Here is an 18326-nt window from a genome sequence, read left to right as displayed (position 1 = left end):
CGTCGTTTTTTCCAAAGTTAAACTTCTCCTCTCGATTATGCACCAAAATTCTTGAAGTTTTTGTATACGCCTGTTCCCAAAAAAATGATTTATTCTTAATAAGGTTCGTCATGATTTGTTTATGTTGAAGACATGAATATGAAAATGTCTCTTCTTATCGCCACTTTAGGCACCGTTGTAAATCTTTACGCCCAGGAAGCCACTCCTAGCGCAACCGTATCTGACACAACAGCAGCACCTGCCGCTGAACAAAATGCAGCCGCCATCGCGGAAGCTCCCGCCTCTAGCGAAGCCCCCGCTGCAGCAGAAGCAGCCCCCGCAGAAGAGGTCAAGGCAGAAGAAACCGCTGCCGTAAACCCTGAAAAGAGTGCCGAAGAAACGGCCACGGCAGAAGCCTCCACTCCCGCAACAAACGAGACTGCCCCTGCCGCAAATGAGACAACCCCCGCAGAAGCCGCTGACGAAACTGCTCGCGAAACTGCTCGCGAAACTGCAGAAAATGTACCCGCAGCCGAAACCACCCCAGAGCAGGTCGCTGTAGCCGACACCGCAACCACCAGCGATTCCGTGGCAGTCCCCCAGGATTCCACCGCTCCCATTCAGGAACCTGCACAAACCGCAGAAAAGCCCACCAAGGGCCCCCTGGATGTCTTGCATGCCAACATTTATAATGCTGTAGGTAACGAAGCCGCAGCCGCAACCATCGGCGGAAATATAGCCGCACCCCGCAAGATGTACGGAATCAAGGGACTGTACCTTGAACCCACCAACGAAAGGGCTGCACTGGCCTTCGGAAATACCACCACATACTTCCTCGCCTTCGACAATTCCCAGAGCATGGGATTACTCACCGCCGGTGTGGCATTCCAGAAGTTCGGCGTTTCCGTTGACGGATCCTTCGGCAAACAGTGGAACGATGCAGAATATCCCATTACCGAACAAAATGAAAAAATCACCTATGGCGGCTCCAGCATCGGCGCAACAGCCTCATTGCAGGTCGGTTCCTTCGACATCGTCGCAAGCGGCCACTACGTAAAACCCGAATCCGAAGGATACAGCGCAGACCCCTTCAATAAATGGGAACAGAACATCTGGGACGCTACCGGAAAGCTAGCCCTTTCTTACTCCGGTGAAGAAGTCTTCTGGACTTTCGGAGTGGAAGGTTTGCGCCATAGCTTTACCACCGACACCAAGGTCACCGTGGAAGAAGTCATCAAGGGCGAAAAGAATCACGTCATTACCAAGAGCTCCGTCTCCGATACCTCTTCACGAATCGAGTTCAAGCCTACATTCAACATTGGCGCAGCTGTCCTCAAGGCTGAAGATGCCCGCATCTATCTTGGCGTCAACACCCGATTCCCCTTCGCCATCTACGATGAAATCGAAAACATCATGGATAGCCATACAAGATTCAGCGCATTCGTCACACCTAACATTTTTGGCGAAGTCGCATTGAATCAGCATATGATGATTTTCGGCGGCGCAAATCTTGACTGGAACGTATTCTCCTACGAAAAGTACGAACTGGCTGATTTTGTCGCAACCAGCAGAACCACATTCGCCAACACGACCACAGTCAACCTTGGCTCCCGTTTTGAATATGGCCGTGTTGCCGCAGAACTTGCATTCACAAAGCAGTTCCTGCAGAACCCCTTCGGCAGCTTCTCTACCACCGACGGGTTCGCTGTTGACCTAGGCCTATTCGTTAACTTCTAGTGAAATTTTCTCCCATCATGAAAGTCTGCAGAAATGCAGGCTTTTTTTGTTGTAATTGAAAATCTTTTTATTATTTTCAATGGAAAGAGGAAATTTCTATGCGTAAAAATCTTGGTGCCAAACCCTATCTTTATCCCCAGCCCGTATTGGTTATCGGAACCTACAACGAAGACGGTACGCCCAACGCCATGGTGGCTGCATGGGGTTCCGTCAGCGACATGAACCAGGTCGCCATCTACGTAGCCAACAGCCATAAGACCATGGACAACATCAAGGCACGCAAGTGCTTTACTGTTAGCATGGCCACCGCCGAAAACATCAAGGAAATTGATTTCCTTGGACTTAACTCCGGCCACAAAGTGGCAGACAAGTTTGAAAAATCCGGACTTACCGCCGTCAAGAGCAAGAACGTCGACGCGCCCCTCATTGCAGAACTGCCCCTCACCCTGGAATGCAAGATGGTAAGCTACGCCGAAGAACCGGAACTGCTTTTAGGCGAAGTGGTGAACGTTACCGCCGACGAATCCATCCTCGACGCCGAAGAAAAAATCGACATCAAAAAACTGAACCCCATCTGCTACGATACGGCAGGACATGGTTACTATGCCATCGGCGAAAAGGTTGGCAACGCCTTCTCCGACGGAAAAAACATCAAGTAATCATTTCGCAGGCGAATAAAATTCCGGCCAGCGGCACGATAAAAATCCACACGCCCCGGAAATAATTTTTTAGGTCCGCGTCACTCATGGTAGAATGATCTACCAGCGAAACAAACAGATACCAAAGCCCTATATAGCCCCACCAAGTGTGGGGCGTTTTTATGATATACTGCAAAAGGAAATAGCCAACGGTAAATCCTACCACAGTAGGAGCCACCGCAATCAAGGCATGCTGAACCATCTGCATGGGGAACGGCCCCCGGGCACAATAACTCACATGCCCTAGGCAACCATCCTTGTTTTCGAACATGCATACATCCGTCACCTTGGCCCCAGTAACGACCGCCAAAATCAAGTGCGACGTCTCATGAATAAAAGTCCCCGGGAAGGTCACGAAATTCACAAAGGCATACGCAAAATTCACGCTGATCATTCCGAGCAATTTTATCTGGAGACGCTCCAAGGCATATAGGGCAAAACCAGCAACAACCGGCACAAAGATAATGGCAACCGCCACCATAAAGCTGACTGCGGCGACGGCACCCGCCTCGTGGCCCCAGCCAAACCAGGAAATAATTTGATGCATCGAGGGTACGTTAAACATAAAAAACCGGAAGCCTAAATATCCAACAGGAAATCTTCCCTATGCAAATTGTTTTCGCGATACGGTTCTTCATCAGGGTAGCCAACAGGATTGCAAAGCAGCAAATGATTTTTTCCGAGGCTGTCCCGAACTACCTTCTTGATGGCGGAATGGGTGTGTCCCGCCTGCCAGATGGAACCATCATCCAGATTACTCAAGAATTTTTCACCTTGAAAATAGAAGTAGGTCGACAGCGGATCCTTCAGATACATTTCGGCCATGCCGAATTCCATGGGCAAAAAATGACTCATCATCACCTTCGGGCGGGCAGCCGTCAAACTGTCCATAATTCCCGCATAATGATTCCAGAGGGCCTCCGTATCATTGCCTTTGTAATTCCAATGGCGACCGTCAAACCAGCGGGTAGACCAGATCATCTTATACTCTTCTACAGAAGCATCGGGAACATGCTTGTAGGTAAAATCGCACATGCCCATGCACCCGGCAAAAACATCTACCGTCAAATTTTCCAGCAGGTGAAGGTTTGGAATTTTCGCAGCCTCTTCCAGGTAAAAGGTAATCTTACTTTCGGACGTAGGGAAATCTCGATCCGAACCGAAAACGCCCTCACGTTCACAAATGACATCGTGATTTCCCAGGCATACAAAAACCCGGCTGTACTTCGTCGCGATAAACTTCAGAAATTCGACGTAGGTAAAATAATTGTTGGCAATGTCCCCTGCGATACAGCAAACATCCGCCGGCAAAAAATTCCTGTCGAAAAATTCCTGAAAATAGCGATGCAGTAAAGATACGGTCCGTGTCAGGGGCGCGTAAAAATCAATATGCAAATCGCTAACGAAGAAACATTTCATAGGTGCAAATTTACATTTAAAAATTTTTCCTGTTAAGTTGCTTTTTGTTAGATTTCCTGGTCACCATGATCAAGATCCGTTCCGCAAGAATCGAAGACGCCGCCGCGCTACAGGCCATCTACAAACCCTACGTAGAAGACACCGCCATTACCTTCGAGTATGACGCCCCCACCGTAGAAGAATTTGCAGCAAGGATTGGGGGAACGCTGGAAAAGTACCCCTACCTGGTAATAGAACGAGCAGGAGCCGCCACGGGTTCCGACGAGAACAGCACAGAAATTCTAGGCTATTGCTACGCGGGAGTTTTCAAGGGACGAGCCGCCTACAATCGCAGCGTAGAAACATCCATCTACGTAAAGCTTGGCGAACATGGGAAAGGCTATGGCCGAGCCCTGTACAGCGAACTGAATCGCGAACTAAAATCTCGCGGGATTCTAAACGCCTACGCCTGCATCGCAAGCCCCAAACCAGGCAGCACCCGCCTAGATAACAGCAGCCAGAAATTCCACGAAAAGCTAGGCTACACCCTAGTAGGAACCTTCCACGATTGCGCCTACAAATTCGGGCAATGGTACAACATGATCTGGATGGAAAAGATGCTAGGGGAGCATTTGTAGATTATGTTCAAGTTGGGAGGACCGATGAGGATTTTATATGCAATATTGTTATTGTGCGTCAGCGGGTTTGCACGAAACCTACTTGAAAACAACGACTTATCAACTATCGGTTTCTGCTGTTTTGGAGATTGCAAACCTGAACCAAATCAAGAAGACGTCATTGATTCCCTGGTTCCAAGCATATTCAAAAGCTTGCCCACCGTTCAAGAAAAACTGGATCACCCCAAAAACAAATTCACTCCGGTCATCGGGGTTGTCAATCACATAGAAGTGGTAGCACACTCCAGCAAGTGGAACGCCTATTCTTCCCGTTGGGACGACAACCCAGTCCTATGCATTTTTGACGACCCAGATTGGCGATCAAACCGGTCGATTGTCGTAAGCAATGTGGACAACGAAATAGCGGAGCAATTCACCGCATGGGACAACTGGCTAGATTCCACTCAAAGTGTTCTAGAACGGAGGGCTACCTTAGACCAACTGCATTCATTTTCTGATTTAAGATTTATCCGTGACTCACGCGAGGTATTAACCCAACTAATCAAAGTTGGTATAAAAGCCACCTATTCCTACGACACCAATTCTCGTTCATGGAAGGAAGCCGATACAACGGTTTACCTTTACCTGCCCGTCATCACCACCCCCTACTACGTCCCTGCAAAAAACGGGATAGAAAATTCCGTCAATTTACTTAAAAGCCTGATTCATATACCACGAAATTCAAAGAGAGTATTTTTTGGAGACGGATTTTCTCAGCAGGTTTCAACTAATCAGCCCGAGGAATTAGACCCCAACCAACTCAAGGTTCTTCCATACAAATATTCCTTCCGCATCCCGAGAAATCCCATTCCAAAATTGCATCAAGAAATCGGACACCTTATCCGGGAAAAACGCTTCAGCGAAATTTCCAAAGCTATGGATAAAATCATCAATGCAGCAGATTCCACCTACCCCATCTTTGGCTCAGCCCTTACCGATGAAGATTACAAGTGGTTGAATCTTCTTTCTGGAAACGGAATCCGATTGACTCCCTACGATACCTTAAAGTACAGGGAATCTCATAAAAGCCTCCAAGGAGTAGCGAGTAGAGCAATCTCAATACCAGAAATTTATTCCTGGTTAGATAGCGATGGTGCCTACAATGACATTCTAAAAATTGAAGATGACTTTAGCCGTATAATCGCGTTGAATGAATACGCTTTCAAAAAGCGTTCATCAGAAAATCAAAAAGAAAAAATGGCAGCTCTTATAGAAGAGAATTTGGACAAAATCCCCAATCAAGATTTAAGACATTACCTGGTGAAGCGTTACTGGAATCGAGAAGAATATGGCGGTTATTTTTCCTTTGGCATAGGGCCTGCACTTGATTTCCCCCTTGGAGGTCTATCTTCATATATCGACCCCGGAATAGGCGTATCTATGTTCATAGGCGGTGGGTATAAGCAATTTGGTGCCGAGTTCCTTATGCAAATTTTCCCCGATAAGGAGTTAAAAAAACGTCCTGAGCAAATTTCCGAAAATACAAACGACTATATCTACGACAGCTTCGTCATCGGTCTAGATCTTCACTACCGCTATCTCAATACAAAGTATTGGGAAGCCGACGCATACATCGGTCCCACCGTAAATATCAGCAGAATCATAAATATTGATTCCAACAAAAAAGATTGGCCCGTCGATCAAACGTCTGTAGGTCTAGATTTTGGCGGAACTCTAAGCTATTTTGAACCAGGTCATGTATTTGGATTGAGACTTCGCCTAGGCGCATCTACCGAAAACGCAACAAAGGCCTTTGATACATTTTCTCTGAAGCCCTATACCGCCCTGGAAATCATCGTCAAATACAACGCAAAAAATAAGGTTGATTTTGACTGGAGCAAGTACGGGGAATAAAATTCATCCACCTAACTGATCTTCCAGTTCCTTGATAGAGGGCAGGCAACTCTTGAAATCCTTCGGGTAAATTTTCGACAATTCAAATTCTGAAATGGCGATGGGATTGACCGAGCCCTCCAAGGAATACTGCGCAAGAACTTCGTCCTTGTCCTTGCACACCAAAATACCAAGCGTAGGCTTGTCTTCTGGACTTTTCAACAAATGATTCACAGCCACCACGTAAGTGCTAAGCTGTCCAATGTACGCAGGTTCAAACTTCCCTGTTTTCACTTCAACAACCACATAGCAGTGCAACTTGGTGTTGTAAAAAAGCATATCCAGAAATTGTTCCGTTTCACCGACCTGCAAACGATATTCTCGCCCCATGTAGGCAAAACCGCGACCAAGTTCCATCAAGAACATCTCAATATTCTTGAGCAAAGCGTCTTTCAATTCCCGTTCCTCAAAATCGCAACGAACTTCCACAAAGTCAAAGCAATACGGGTCCCGAGTCAATTCACGAGCCAAGTCCCCCTGCTCCTTGGGCAAAGTCGTTGTGAAGTTAGTAACGGCTCTACCTTCACGCTCATACAGGTCTGTATCAAGAAACGTGAGCAACATGGAACGGGACCAGTTGTTTTCAACGGTCTTTTTTACGAAGAAAAGAGCCTTTTTAGGGGAATTTTTACAAGAATCAATAATAAAGCGATGATGTCCCCAAGGGATTTTCTTCAAATCGTCCACAAGTTGTGGACGAATTCGGTTGTTCAAATCGTCAGCAAGTTGCGGACGATTTTGTCCTTCTACATAATCCTTGTACAAATCGTAGAAATACACGGCGTATTTCAGAGTCGTCGGCGAAAAACCCTTGGCATTCGGGATTTCACGGCGTAAATCATCGCTGAGCTTTTTATAGAACCCGCTGCCATAAGTATTTTGGAATTTTTTCTGCTGAATGTCGCGACCCAAGCTGTAGTAAAAGCCAATCAACTCGCCGTTAACAGCAATGGAAGCCTTGATTTGCGACTGGGCATAACGCTTCTTGAGTTCAGAAATCCAGGTAGTGTAAGTCTGTGGCAGATTATTTGGATTTTTTCCGGGCATAGTATCTCCTTTTTTTTGAAAAAAATTTTTCTACAAAACAAAAAAAACACCTGATTTTTTATCAGGTGTTCAGGAGACTTTTCGTAACGCTCGGGATGAACAATAGCTTTTATATAAAAATTGGCAAGGGTTACTTTGTTAAAGATTTGTAAATTCTAGAAAAGGTTTTCCAAAACTTCTGGCAGTTCGTTAAAGTTATGGAGAACGGCGGCAGGGTTGTTGGCAGTGCCGAAACCGTAAGCTGCGTGGATAAAGGGAATGCCCGCAAAGTTTGCAGCAGTTTCATCGCCCAGGGTGTCGCCAACATAAACCACACTTGGCGCGAGATTCGCATCGGCGGCACCCGCGCACAATCCGTTTCGTTCACAGATGGCCTTGATGTTTTCGCCCTTGCTTTTGCCAGTGCGTCCAGACATTTCAAAGTCCTTGAAGTACTTCTGCAAATTGCAGGATTCCAGAAAAGCTTCGATGTACCCACAGGGGCAATTGCTGACGATGAACAACTCGTATTTCGCGTAAAGCTGAGAAAGCGTTCCGCGGTCCAAATACAACGGTGCGCCATGTTCCTCCAGGTAGGCGCAATGGGCCACGGCACACTGATTCATAACGTCTTCGCGGCGAGACCTTTCCATGTCCGGGAAATAAATTGCGCTGATTTCCTGAAGGTTCTTCCCCATCACATTTCGCAGATCATCTTCAGAAATCACCTTGCCCGTATTGTTCTTCTCAAACACCTGATTCCAAATTATGGTCAGGGGTGCAACGGTATCCCAAAGGGTTCCATCCAAGTCAAAAATTAGGGCATTAGGCATGGGCGCAAATTTAATTATTGCTGCTGCCCCTTAGCGTTAAAGTCTTTTTCGTTCTTGAAATATTTTGGTGTTTCGCCTGGGCGAAGGGCACTACGTTTGCCGATGCGGTTGCCGACGCAATCACCGGCTTTTCCATTGAGAAGCGTGGACTTAATAGCCGTAGAGCCTTCGCCAGATTCGCCGGGCTTCGCATTTGCCACGGGAATAGAATCCGTGGAGACCACGAAGTTATCGTAACGCACGAACACATCTGTGGAGGGCGCCCAGGTGTCATCGTCTCCGCCATGGAATGTAGAGAGATAGAACTCGTCTATTTTCTGGTCCTGGAAATCACGCAAACGCAAAGTATCCAAGTCCAGAGAAAGTTCTCCGTCGAACCAGCTTTGCACAATACCGTTCTTGTCGCCCGTGCCTTCGGTGGAAACAGAATTCATAACCACGCGGGTCACCACACGGTGCCATTTACCCGGCACAAAATGTTTTTGTTCCGCAGTTTCGCCCAGGTTCCATTTGGCGTCATCGCCATAGGTACTCGCCTGATCCACAAAGTACAGATACTGCACCACAGCTCCATTTGCACGCCACATGATGCGGGCGCTCCAGCCGTCACCTACAGAGGGGCGATTTCCGCCAGTATAACATTCACCGCCACAAAGTCCCGGCAGCTTTCCACCTTTCACAAATTCAAAACCAGGCTCGAACTGAATATCGTACGCCACCCACATTTCTTCTGCAGAAACGTTGAGCGGCTGCTTCACCTGCCCGGCGCAGGCGGGGCGCTCGCCCTCGTCATTGGGCCCTACGCAACCCTTTGGGTACTTCAGCTGCAGAACCATCCCGTGCTCTTCATCGTCCTGCACAATCTTTGCATTCTGGCCTCCATTCTGCTCCATGGCATACCAACTGGATACGCCCGCCTTTTTAGGGAAGTCCTCCTGGGCCATCTTATTGGTGTACAGGCCGACAGCACGATTTTCAAAATCCGCAGAAAACACCACATCGGCAAGAACTGACGTAGCGAAAGACAAGATAAATAGACTGATTCCACTGACAAATCTCATAACGCAGCTCTATTGCGAAGACTCACTCCCCTGAAAATACAATCTTTTCGAGGGAAGTGATCCCGCAGATTCAATGAAGCGCAATGCTACTTCGTCAAATATTCTGCAAAATTGAAGCTGTTCAACGAATCAAGCATTATTCCTTCGGGATAATCCTCCATGTTGAACCTCTTCAGCTCCTCCCGGCAAACTCCTGCAAATTCCTGGGCCAGATTATTAAGAATCTTTTCCGCCTTTGCTACAGGCACCACACCCGCACACTCATAATTCATGAAGAAGTCTTCGGATTTGGCGAAAGTTTCAGTTGCCCTGGCTACAGAGCAATCCCCTTCAGACACCATCTCGCCACCAATCCCTTCGCATTTTTCCTGGAAGAAAAGACTATCCCGCTGGCAATGATCCTCGAACAACTCCATGGTCTCGTATACACTGACACCGAGGTAGACCAATTCCGGATTTTTCACATCATTCACAAATTCTTCATTCTCTGTATACAGAAAGTTTACGGATACGGAAAACTGCAACTCGCCTCGGCCTATACCGGCGTTATGGTAGTCCAGCCAATAGTTGTTGAGACCAGGAACTTCAATAAACTCCAGTCGCTTATGGGGAAACACGTCAGCCGGACTTCCAACAAAGCACACCTTCAAATCGCCCAAACTAAAACCATACACACCCACCAGGGTATCCATACCCGCTTCGTAACTCTCCTGGAACGAACGACATCCATCCACATACTGCTTGCGATAGGCGTTCCATACAGCGGCCGTATCTATCATGTCCAGCTTCAAAATGCAGGCATGTTCCTGTTCATGGAATTGACCATGCCTGGTTTCGCAATCCTTGCCGAATTCCTCATGATATCCCGAGGTCGTGTCCAAAGAGCCTCCAGATTCCAATTCGTAGATTCGCTCCACAACAAACCAGTTCTTATCCTTTTTCACAAGTTGCATAGACTTGTCACTATAACCCTGCCCGTGAATTTCAACCTGGAGAACTTCCTTATACTCCCCATCGCTAAAATTGCGGACCTCACAAGAACCCACGCGACTTACAAAATTATAAAGGACTTCGTATTCCGGACCATCATGCCTAATGCAGGGGAACGAATCCGCGTCTCCTTCAAAATACTCCTTTTCAGCATCATCCATCTCCACAAAGGAATACTTATCGGCATTTGGAAGTTCGGCGGATCCACCCGCCACTTTTTCGCTGGAACAGGCACAGAGCATAGACAACAGAGCGCCATAGATATACTTCTTCATTTTTCACCTCCTATTGTATTGCGGGTCAGCGGAAAAAACTGCAGGTTCAAATGATAGACCTGTTCAGCAGAATTCTTCTCGGTGGCAATGGCCACCACCTTTCTCCGCAATTCCTCTATTTCACCAACAATTTTTTCGTAGTCCTCTCGGTCGATACCCACGGTGACACCCGAAATATTGCGTTCTTCAACAGAGACCTTGTCCATGGACTCCTTGGCAAAGTCACTCATTTGCTTATGCATGGAGCGCACCAGCATAGGTAGGGCCGCAGCCGATGCTGCCACAGACTTGTTGGTCTGGCGATAACCTTCCCCATCCTTCTCCAAGAACCCCGCTTTAACCAGGAAACTCAAAGTCTCGCTAACCTCGGCGGCTGTGATGGACGGTATGCACATTTTGGCCATTTCCAAAGGCTTCGCCCCTGGCATCATGGGAGCCAGTTCCCGGATCACGGTATTTTTCCAGGATTCATAAAATGCGTAAGCCTCCCCTTCCAGCAGGCGCACCCTATGGGCTCCAGCGATATCGCACATTTCCTTGTAGGCATTCTTTTTATCGGAATCCTTCTTGGCTTGGCTGAACATCACCAGGGAACGGAAGTACACACGTTCAATCCCTACGAAACCCATGACGGATGCCACACGCTCCACACTGAGGGGAGAAAGACCGCTCTTACCTTCGCACACCAGCTTGATGAAATTCGGCGAACTGAAACCAGCCCGCTTGGCAAATTCCCGCCAGGTGAAAGCGCCGGTCCTTTTGCGGTCTTCGTAGAAGTCCTGCATGTACTGACGGTAGTCCTCGTATTCAATTATGGATTTCAGCATGACGACAAATTAACTTCGTTATTTTACCTCGTCAATAAAAAAATTATACAAAATTAATCTTTTTACACAAAATTCACGCTTTTTATAGCTTCTATACAAAAAAATTAAAGTTTTACTATACAACAGTATTCACCATATAGGTGTTCAAGGCAAGCTCAATGCCCTTTTGAGTTTGACAAGCCGTTTTAAATTTGAGTACCTTTGAGAAATGCCCAAACGTACTGGTGTAGCAGACCTGCCTCTGCGCCAAGGTGGACAACACTGCCGTACAGGATGGGTTCCAGCTTTACCAGCATAATTTCATTGTGACCGATGAAGGCGACTGGGCGGTGGTTCAGCAGGGCTATTGCGAAAATTCCACAAGCAAGGTTCATAAGGTCCCTCAACAAGAAATGTGGACTCTATTGAAAATATATTTTTGGACCATGGCGTGATTTAATAAGAGGATAAATCATGCTTTCATATTCATTGTTAAATGATTTCCAAACCGAGTGTCGCAAAAACATGTTTACATGTTTTTATGACCGAGGTGCAGAATCAAAATGACGAAGTCATTTCATTCCAGAATCGAGGAAAAAACAATGTCTAGAGTCCATTACAATGAAGAAATGAAGCTGCAAACGGTCAAACTCGTCCTGAAAGGCGAAAAGTCTACAAACCGAGAGTCGCGACCGTTGCAAGCTTGCTTGCAAAAGGTCATGACCGAGGCGTAGGACTTTCTGGAAAAGTCCGCAAGTCGAATATCATAAAATAGACTTTTTTCATTAATTCACCTCCTAATGGTCATTGAATACAAACTATTTTTCCTTATTCAACAACAAAAAACATCGTTTGGCGCGCAAATATAAAAACATTTTTAATTGCATACAACTTAAAAAAGATTGTTTTATTCATGATGCTTCAAAAGCGTTAGACAATTTGTTATCTTTTCACGAAAATCAAACATGTCATCTATTATGAAAAATCTTCTTTCAGTAGTCCTTATTCTTCTCACACATACTATTGCGCAGGCCGAATCTATCAGGAATGCCGATATTACAATCTGCGAAGTCATTAGTCATGCAGGTTTCGCAATAGTTGACGAAAAAACATTCAATGAAGCATTCAGTTATCTAAAAGATTCGTCCTTTACACAACTGAGTTTCACAGTAAATGTAAGTGGAATGATAGACTCTGTATACGAAAAGTATGATCGTGTACATGATATGAACAACACAACTACATCTGTTCCTATAATAGGAATCGTTGATCACAAAGTCACAACCGTAAAGGCTGTAAAACTGAAGAATAGCAAGCTAACCTTGCCCAAAGGCAACGATTCAACAATGGTAAGGCGATTTAAGTCGGACCTTGTCTTTATTCCCAGTAAAATATCCGTTACGCCAGGTGACATCATTGATATTAAAAATTACGGCGCTCTACTGAACGACACCTGTTACGTAGGAGAAACAACACAGCAAAAGGCGCTCGTTTACGGAGAATACTCTCTATCGTCCACACCATCTTCCCTACCAGCCAACAGTCATAAAAAAACAGCTAAGGTTATTTTGCATCACAATCGTGACGCCCAAGGCAAATTTTCAAAAAACGACTCCAAGTATTCAGTAAAGTTTTAACACCATTTTTTAGGAGGATAAATGATCAATGTAAGTAAAATAATTGCCACCTTTTTTTTCGCAATTGGCGTAGCTGTCGCATCCGAAAGTTTTGGCGGCATCGGCATTTCGTTTCAAAAAGAGAATGACGGCATCAAAATAGTTGACATTATTCCCAATACACCTGCAGCAGAAAGCAATCTCCAGGTCAGCGACCGGATTATAGCCATTGATGGAATTTCCTTAAAGGGAAAATCCAGCGAAGAAGCAAAACTTATGCTTCGCGGTCCCAAGAACAAGCCCATTGAAGTGACCTATGTCAATAACGGTGAAACCTACTCTACAGTTCTCTCTCGCATTCAAATTACCGTCAAGCCACTGAAAAACATTGAAGACTGGTACGACGGAAAAGAACAATTCAGCACCCACGAAGTCAAGGCCTTTGCTTCCTCTACGGAAAATGACAAGGAACTCCTGGCAGTCCTAAAGAAAGGATCGGTACTCCAGACGGAGGAATCAACTTCTGCAGACAATTTAGATGGCGTATACATCGAAAAGGCCCCAAAAGACGCACCTAAAAACAACAGAAGCGATATAACTAGGCCAGCAGCAAATAGAACACTCAAACGCAACACTATCGCAACATCAACGGCGAAATTGTGAAAAAAGAGACTAAGCACTCCGTAAAGTTTTAATTCCCCGAGAGATTATTTCCAGCGGGAATAGCGTTCTCAACACAAAAAGAGCTAGGCTTCTTGGCTTAGCTCTTTTCATACAGTTTCGTCGGGTTAGTTGCGGACGCAACGGACGGAATAACCGTAGTCCTGTGGAGAGGTGGCATCAAGGGTCAGTTCAAGTGCAAATTCTCCCAAAACCGTCTAAATGTAAACTTGGGACAACATTTGGGTAGGATTTAAACATTGAGGGTAAACAAAGTCAATTGGCTTGACACAGTCCCTTCTTTAGTGTACATTTGTATATATGAAAGAAGTCCGTCCTGAAGACAATTCCATATTGCTGTACAAAGATGAAAATGGCAAGACAAACGTCTCTGTCCGTTTTGCCGATGAAGATGTCTGGGTGACTCAGGTCCAGCTTGCGGAACTCTACGAGACGACGCAACAAAACGTTAGTCTCCATATCGACAATATTTATAAGGACGGCGAATTGCCTCGCGAGTCAACTCACAAGGATTTCTTGTTAGTTCGGCAAGAAGGCAAGCGGAATGTTCAACGCGAAATTGCACACTACAATCTCGATATCATCATTGCCATCGGTTACCGCGTGCAATCTCCAGTGGCGACTCGATTCAGGACATGGGCCACAACGCGTCTGCACGAATTTATCCAAAAGGGTTTTGCGCTAGATGACGAACGATTGAAAAATGGCCGCAACCGCTATTTCAAGGAACTACTCCAGCGCATTCGCGACATCCGTTCCTCTGAACGAAATTTTTATCAGCAGGTGACAGACATTTACGCCACCGCCGTAGACTATGATCCCCGTAAAAAGATCACGCTGGATTTTTTTGCAACCGTGCAGAACAAATTGCACTATGCCGTTCACGAGCATACAGCCGCAGAACTGATTTACGAACGTGTGGATAGCGAAAAACCGTTTGTCGGCATGACTAACTTCAAGGGAAATTACGTTACCGAAGAAGATGTAAAAATCGCCAAGAATTATTTATCTGAAAAAGAATTACAACGTTTGAACCTGATGGTTTCTCAGTTCCTGGATTTTGCAGAATTGCAGGCCCTTGACGAAAAGCAAATGCGCATGCAGGACTGGATAGACGCCCTGGACAACCAGATTGTCATGAGCCAGAGAAAATTACTCGAGGGCAATGGTAAGATTTCTCACGAAGATGCCATGGAAAAAGCTGAACGCGAATACAAGCTCTTCAAGCGAAAGGAACTTGCAAATCTGAAAAGCGACTTTGACAACTTTTTGGAACTTCGCGAAAAGATTGCCTCTTATAAAGCATAGGAAACTTTAGCAGCACACAACCCAAACCTCAATAACTTATCATGCCTAAGCGTACTGGAGTTGCAGACCTTCCTTTGCATACGGGGACTGTTCCCCGTTGGCTTGCCGACCGTATGCGTGATTTGGGCAGGCTCATTGCCGAATCCATTGTGGAGAATTACGGCAAGAAGGAATTTCTGGTTCGCCTAAGTGACCCGCTGTGGTTTCAGTCCTTCGGGGCGGTCATGGGAATGGACTGGCATTCCTCGGGAATTACCACCAGCGTGATGTATGCCCTGAAGCGTGGGCTAAACCCTATTGCAAGGGACCTTGGGATTTATGTGTGCGGCGGCCGCGGAAAGTTTTCGCGGGAGACTCCTACGGAACTGCTGCAGATTGCAGACCAGACCGGCGTGGACGGGAATTACCTGAAGCGCACCAGCTGTCTTTGCGCCAAGGTGGACAACACCGCGGTGCAAGACGGATTCCAGCTTTATCAGCATAATTTTATCGTGACGGATGAGGGCGACTGGGCGGTGGTTCAGCAGGGCATGAATACGGACGCCCGGGCTGCAAGACGTTACCACTGGTGTTCTTCTAACTTGCGATCTTTTGTGGAAGAGCCCCACGCCGGCGTGGTGGGCGAAAACCGCGGGCAGATTCTGAACTTGACTCATCAGGAAGCAGGCATTACCCGCAACTCCATTCTGGAACTGACTCACGAAAATCCCGACAGGATGATGCGTGAAATTCGTCAGATGGTAACTCCAAGTTCCTCTATGGTGGTATCGCCACAGATGGACTTATTTGCGCCCATTGTCGCGCCGGATGGAACACCTGTTCGCCTCGGTTCCCGCGATCCTATCGTCGCAAATTCTTCCCGGGATTGCATTATGCCCAACCGCCATGAAGTTCGCGCAGAAGATGTGGACCTGAAGCGCCTTGGGGGCGTTCTCGCAACCGCCTACGAATCCGACCCGAAAGATTTTGAAAGCCTGCTGTTAACACCGGGACTTGGCCCCCGCACTTTGCAATCCCTCACTCTCGTCAGCGAAGTGATTAACGGAACTCCTTCCCGCTTTAGGGACCCTGCCCGCTATTCCTTTGCCCACGGTGGCAAGGATGGGCACCCCTTCCCTGTTCCCACCCGCGTTTACGACGAATCCATCCGCGTTTTAAAAGGCGCCATCGAGCACGCCAAAATCGGCGACCGCGAAAAGATGGATTGCCTAAACCGCCTTCACGCAACCCAGCTTGCCATCGAAAAAGACTGCGAACCTCTCGCCGACTTCGACAAAACTATTGATCACGAAAAAAAACACTCCCAGGAGTGGGGCGGAAGAACGGTTTAAGACCTATTTCCATTCAATTGAAATCTTTCTCTTTTTGACAGCACAATCTGTCAAATAAGAATCAATCAAAGTCTGATAAGGAATGCCTTGATCCTTTGACATTTTCTTGAAATACTCAATGGTTGAAGAATTCAACCGAATGGTAATTTGTTTTTTTAATGCAGCCGCATAAGGATTTCTTACAGCCTTCATTTTTTCAAAATCATACTCTTTCTTCATGGTTCATCTCCTTTACGCGCATTCCAATAATACTGAAACTCTTTCTTCGTCGCCTTTCGTGCACTAATGATACGATTGACAATCAAATCATCATCACCATTAACACGTTCCGTATAGACAACAATCAAGGTTCTTAGTTCAGAAGACAATCCTATGAGAATAGAACGATCTTCATCTTTTGAATGTTCTACATCAAAGAAAACTCTAGCATGTTCATCTTCAAAGCAACTCTTGGCTTCTTCAAAAGATACACCATGTTTTTTCTGATTTATCTCATTCTTCTTTTCATCCCACTCGAAATCTATTTCCATAATAGACCTCGATGTATAACTACAATATAATTACATTCAAAAATAAACGCAAGTGCCTGCAATGCGATTGCGGACGCATTTAACTCCTTTTTGAGTATTTTCACTTTTTTCCTGAAGAACGCATTTCCCTTTTGAGATTGATCTCTTGGGCCCTTGTCGAGGACGGACAGCACTTAGGAATTTATTCCTTAGTGCGCATGATCCCCTTTAGGGGAGATATAAAAAAAGATCCCACTCCCAAGAGTGGGGCGGAAGAACGGTTTAAGGAGCGTTCTAGATTTTTTCGTCTGGGGCTTGTCCGTCGTGGGCAAGCCATTTGCATTCCGTCAATTCCATATCCATGAAGGTCGCCTTGAAGGAAGAATCCTCGGGACTGCAAGCGTAAATGCCAAACTGGATTTCGTCGGTAGCTTTCCACATGTGGCAAATTCGCATTTGTGAAAAGTTGGAACCGTCTTCGGAACATTCAATGCAGAAATCATTTTCGCGACGGCTGAAGCGATACCACATGGATTTAATATCGGCACTGATTGCGGTGGTAGCCCAGTCCGAATATCCCATGTTGGTAGCAACACTTCCAAGATGCTGGAACTTTTCATTCTCGTATTCGATGGAAGCCTTCAGCCAGTTTTCGCTATCCAGATACATGGCCACGCCGCACTGATCAAAACGCTTCTTGCTTTCGAAAGAAGTCTTCACGACGAAAGAGAAAAACTTCTCTGCAGTCTTGATCTGAAGAACCGGTGCGTTATCATTTCGGAAATGATAATAGGTTCTTTGCCAAAGGTCCGTATGAGGTTCCGTGATGATTTCAATAACATCATCCGTAATGGAAAACTTTTTCGAAGCCCTAGTCCAGAACCAATCTTTTGCATTAATCTTCATTACTTGTCCTTCACACATCTTACAGAAAGTCCAAAGTCCTTTCCGTAGGGATAAACGGAAGCATCCTTGCGGCCAGCCATCATGTGGACGCCGATTGCTTTTTTGCTGGGCGCGGCATCACCATCCTGCAAGTTTGTGCCATCCTGCGACACACCCTCTTCCGTGGCGCTCCACAGATAAGCGTACATTGTTTGGCGATCGAAGCGACCGCGGTAATCGCGGAAACCCGAGGGCGTTGCGTTAAAGCCGTACTCGTCGGAGCCGTTACCGTAATGGTTCCAGCCATCGGCGGATTTCAACTTGACTGCGGCAGAATCGCGGCCACCTACCGATTCAAATAGTAGATCGAACTCCTCGGCAGTAGGCAAGTGCCAACCGGCGGGGCAGACGTTCTTCGCCACATCCCAGTTATAAAATCTGCCGTACTTTCTACAATCATAACCAAAGCGGGTATAGCACCAACTTTCTTCCGCGGCAAAGCTCAGGTTCTCCGCCATCCAAACCTGGGAACCAATTTTTACCGTCCTGTATTCCTGATTATCTCGGGAATCTTTTAAGATGTCCTGCGCAAATACTTGCAAACTCATCAGAAGGAATACAAA

19 protein-coding genes and 1 pseudogene are annotated in these 18326 nt (G+C 46.4%); 9 read left to right on the top strand and 11 right to left on the bottom strand.

Annotated features, from left to right (window positions below):
* Positions 1 to 138 precede the first annotated feature (138 nt).
* Complete coding sequence (locus tag B7992_RS11725) at positions 139 to 1716, top strand: hypothetical protein (protein WP_073287236.1); 1578 nt, start codon at positions 139 to 141, stop codon at positions 1714 to 1716.
* Between the two features lie 98 nt (positions 1717 to 1814).
* Positions 1815 to 2375, top strand: coding sequence for a flavin reductase family protein (locus tag B7992_RS11720; RefSeq protein WP_073161227.1), 561 nt, complete (start codon positions 1815 to 1817; stop codon positions 2373 to 2375).
* On the opposite strand, the gene B7992_RS11715 is transcribed toward B7992_RS11720, so the two are convergent.
* Together B7992_RS11715 and B7992_RS11710 are read right to left on the bottom strand one after the other, a co-directional pair.
* Entirely contained in the window at positions 2368 to 2979 is a 612-nt protein-coding gene (locus B7992_RS11715; RefSeq protein WP_073161228.1) for a hypothetical protein, read from the bottom strand. The genes B7992_RS11720 and B7992_RS11715 overlap by 8 nt on opposite strands.
* A 14-nt stretch (positions 2980 to 2993) precedes the next feature.
* Complete coding sequence (locus B7992_RS11710) at positions 2994 to 3833, bottom strand: metallophosphoesterase (protein WP_073161229.1); 840 nt, start codon at positions 3831 to 3833, stop codon at positions 2994 to 2996.
* A 44-nt stretch (positions 3834 to 3877) separates the two neighbouring features.
* Between B7992_RS11710 and B7992_RS11705 the strand changes: the two genes are divergently transcribed.
* The gene (locus B7992_RS11705) at positions 3878 to 4450 is read left to right on the top strand and encodes a GNAT family N-acetyltransferase (protein ID WP_199505719.1); all 573 of its coding nucleotides are present in this window, start codon (positions 3878 to 3880) and stop codon (positions 4448 to 4450) included.
* 3 nt (positions 4451 to 4453) lie between these two features.
* A complete protein-coding gene (locus B7992_RS11700; protein WP_088666347.1) occupies positions 4454 to 6343 on the top strand; it encodes a hypothetical protein in 1890 nt (629 codons plus the stop codon).
* A gap of 3 nt (positions 6344 to 6346) precedes the next feature.
* Here B7992_RS11700 and B7992_RS11695 read toward each other — a convergent pair whose 3' ends face one another.
* From B7992_RS11695 to B7992_RS11675, 5 genes are all read right to left on the bottom strand, one after another.
* Complete coding sequence (locus B7992_RS11695; RefSeq protein WP_088666346.1) at positions 6347 to 7429, bottom strand: YhcG family protein; 1083 nt, start codon at positions 7427 to 7429, stop codon at positions 6347 to 6349.
* A 155-nt stretch (positions 7430 to 7584) separates the two neighbouring features.
* Entirely contained in the window at positions 7585 to 8241 is a 657-nt protein-coding gene (locus B7992_RS11690) for an HAD family hydrolase (protein WP_088666345.1), read from the bottom strand.
* 14 nt (positions 8242 to 8255) lie between these two features.
* Positions 8256 to 9302, bottom strand: coding sequence for a polysaccharide lyase (locus B7992_RS11685; protein ID WP_141100455.1), 1047 nt, complete (start codon positions 9300 to 9302; stop codon positions 8256 to 8258).
* Positions 9303 to 9388: 86 nt separating this feature from the next.
* A complete protein-coding gene (locus B7992_RS11680; RefSeq protein WP_088666343.1) occupies positions 9389 to 10567 on the bottom strand; it encodes a hypothetical protein in 1179 nt (392 codons plus the stop codon).
* Entirely contained in the window at positions 10564 to 11394 is an 831-nt protein-coding gene (locus B7992_RS11675; protein WP_346348721.1) for a TIGR02147 family protein, read from the bottom strand. Before B7992_RS11675 ends, B7992_RS11680 begins: the two co-directional genes overlap by 4 nt.
* A 233-nt stretch (positions 11395 to 11627) precedes the next feature.
* Here B7992_RS11675 and B7992_RS17430 point away from each other — a divergent pair.
* From B7992_RS17430 to B7992_RS11650, 5 genes and pseudogenes are all read left to right on the top strand, one after another.
* Positions 11628 to 11738: pseudogene (locus tag B7992_RS17430) on the top strand (DUF763 domain-containing protein); the annotation flags it as partial.
* A gap of 612 nt (positions 11739 to 12350) precedes the next feature.
* Positions 12351 to 13010 carry a hypothetical protein gene (locus B7992_RS11665; RefSeq protein WP_088658915.1) on the top strand — a complete coding sequence of 220 codons (660 nt, stop codon included), beginning with the start codon at positions 12351 to 12353 and terminating at the stop codon, positions 13008 to 13010.
* Positions 13011 to 13031: 21 nt separating this feature from the next.
* Complete coding sequence (locus tag B7992_RS11660) at positions 13032 to 13652, top strand: S41 family peptidase (protein ID WP_088658916.1); 621 nt, start codon at positions 13032 to 13034, stop codon at positions 13650 to 13652.
* A 318-nt stretch (positions 13653 to 13970) separates the two neighbouring features.
* On the top strand, positions 13971 to 14978 hold the full coding sequence (locus B7992_RS11655) for a virulence RhuM family protein (protein ID WP_073161239.1): 1008 nt from the start codon (positions 13971 to 13973) through the stop codon (positions 14976 to 14978).
* Between the two features lie 41 nt (positions 14979 to 15019).
* A complete protein-coding gene (locus tag B7992_RS11650) occupies positions 15020 to 16309 on the top strand; it encodes a DUF763 domain-containing protein (protein WP_088666342.1) in 1290 nt (429 codons plus the stop codon).
* 3 nt (positions 16310 to 16312) lie between these two features.
* On the opposite strand, the gene B7992_RS11645 is transcribed toward B7992_RS11650, so the two are convergent.
* The 4 genes from B7992_RS11645 to B7992_RS11625 all read right to left on the bottom strand — a co-directional run bounded on the left by B7992_RS11645 (position 16313) and on the right by B7992_RS11625 (position 18311).
* Entirely contained in the window at positions 16313 to 16528 is a 216-nt protein-coding gene (locus tag B7992_RS11645; protein ID WP_073161241.1) for a BrnA antitoxin family protein, read from the bottom strand.
* Complete coding sequence (locus B7992_RS11640; protein ID WP_088666341.1) at positions 16525 to 16842, bottom strand: BrnT family toxin; 318 nt, start codon at positions 16840 to 16842, stop codon at positions 16525 to 16527. The genes B7992_RS11645 and B7992_RS11640 overlap by 4 nt, the downstream gene beginning before the upstream one ends.
* A 270-nt stretch (positions 16843 to 17112) precedes the next feature.
* Positions 17113 to 17724, bottom strand: a complete 612-nt coding sequence (locus tag B7992_RS11630) for a DUF1349 domain-containing protein (RefSeq protein ID WP_088666339.1) — start codon at positions 17722 to 17724, stop codon at positions 17113 to 17115.
* On the bottom strand, positions 17724 to 18311 hold the full coding sequence (locus tag B7992_RS11625; protein WP_176421934.1) for a fibrobacter succinogenes major paralogous domain-containing protein: 588 nt from the start codon (positions 18309 to 18311) through the stop codon (positions 17724 to 17726). Before B7992_RS11625 ends, B7992_RS11630 begins: the two co-directional genes overlap by 1 nt.
* Positions 18312 to 18326: the final 15 nt, after the last annotated feature.

It is taken from the genome of Fibrobacter sp. UWH1 (assembly GCF_002210365.1).
In the GTDB taxonomy this organism is placed as follows: Bacteria; Fibrobacterota; Fibrobacteria; order Fibrobacterales; family Fibrobacteraceae; genus Fibrobacter.
Note: the sequence above shows the minus strand (reverse complement) of the source record. Positions and strands in the feature narration are given on the sequence as shown.

Coding starts and splice junctions, on each gene's coding strand:
- B7992_RS11725 (WP_073287236.1), top strand. CDS start 139: ATGAAAATGTCTCTTCTTATCGCCACTTTAGGCACCGTTGTAAATCTT.
- B7992_RS11720 (WP_073161227.1), top strand. CDS start 1,815: ATGCGTAAAAATCTTGGTGCCAAACCCTATCTTTATCCCCAGCCCGTA.
- B7992_RS11715 (WP_073161228.1), bottom strand. CDS start 2,979: ATGTTTAACGTACCCTCGATGCATCAAATTATTTCCTGGTTTGGCTGG.
- B7992_RS11710 (WP_073161229.1), bottom strand. CDS start 3,833: ATGAAATGTTTCTTCGTTAGCGATTTGCATATTGATTTTTACGCGCCC.
- B7992_RS11700 (WP_088666347.1), top strand. CDS start 4,454: ATGTTCAAGTTGGGAGGACCGATGAGGATTTTATATGCAATATTGTTA.
- B7992_RS11695 (WP_088666346.1), bottom strand. CDS start 7,429: ATGCCCGGAAAAAATCCAAATAATCTGCCACAGACTTACACTACCTGG.
- B7992_RS11690 (WP_088666345.1), bottom strand. CDS start 8,241: ATGCCTAATGCCCTAATTTTTGACTTGGATGGAACCCTTTGGGATACC.
- B7992_RS11685 (WP_141100455.1), bottom strand. CDS start 9,302: ATGAGATTTGTCAGTGGAATCAGTCTATTTATCTTGTCTTTCGCTACG.
- B7992_RS11680 (WP_088666343.1), bottom strand. CDS start 10,567: ATGAAGAAGTATATCTATGGCGCTCTGTTGTCTATGCTCTGTGCCTGT.
- B7992_RS11675 (WP_346348721.1), bottom strand. CDS start 11,394: ATGCTGAAATCCATAATTGAATACGAGGACTACCGTCAGTACATGCAG.
- B7992_RS11665 (WP_088658915.1), top strand. CDS start 12,351: ATGAAAAATCTTCTTTCAGTAGTCCTTATTCTTCTCACACATACTATT.
- B7992_RS11660 (WP_088658916.1), top strand. CDS start 13,032: ATGATCAATGTAAGTAAAATAATTGCCACCTTTTTTTTCGCAATTGGC.
- B7992_RS11655 (WP_073161239.1), top strand. CDS start 13,971: ATGAAAGAAGTCCGTCCTGAAGACAATTCCATATTGCTGTACAAAGAT.
- B7992_RS11650 (WP_088666342.1), top strand. CDS start 15,020: ATGCCTAAGCGTACTGGAGTTGCAGACCTTCCTTTGCATACGGGGACT.
- B7992_RS11645 (WP_073161241.1), bottom strand. CDS start 16,528: ATGAAGAAAGAGTATGATTTTGAAAAAATGAAGGCTGTAAGAAATCCT.
- B7992_RS11630 (WP_088666339.1), bottom strand. CDS start 17,724: ATGAAGATTAATGCAAAAGATTGGTTCTGGACTAGGGCTTCGAAAAAG.
- B7992_RS11625 (WP_176421934.1), bottom strand. CDS start 18,311: ATGAGTTTGCAAGTATTTGCGCAGGACATCTTAAAAGATTCCCGAGAT.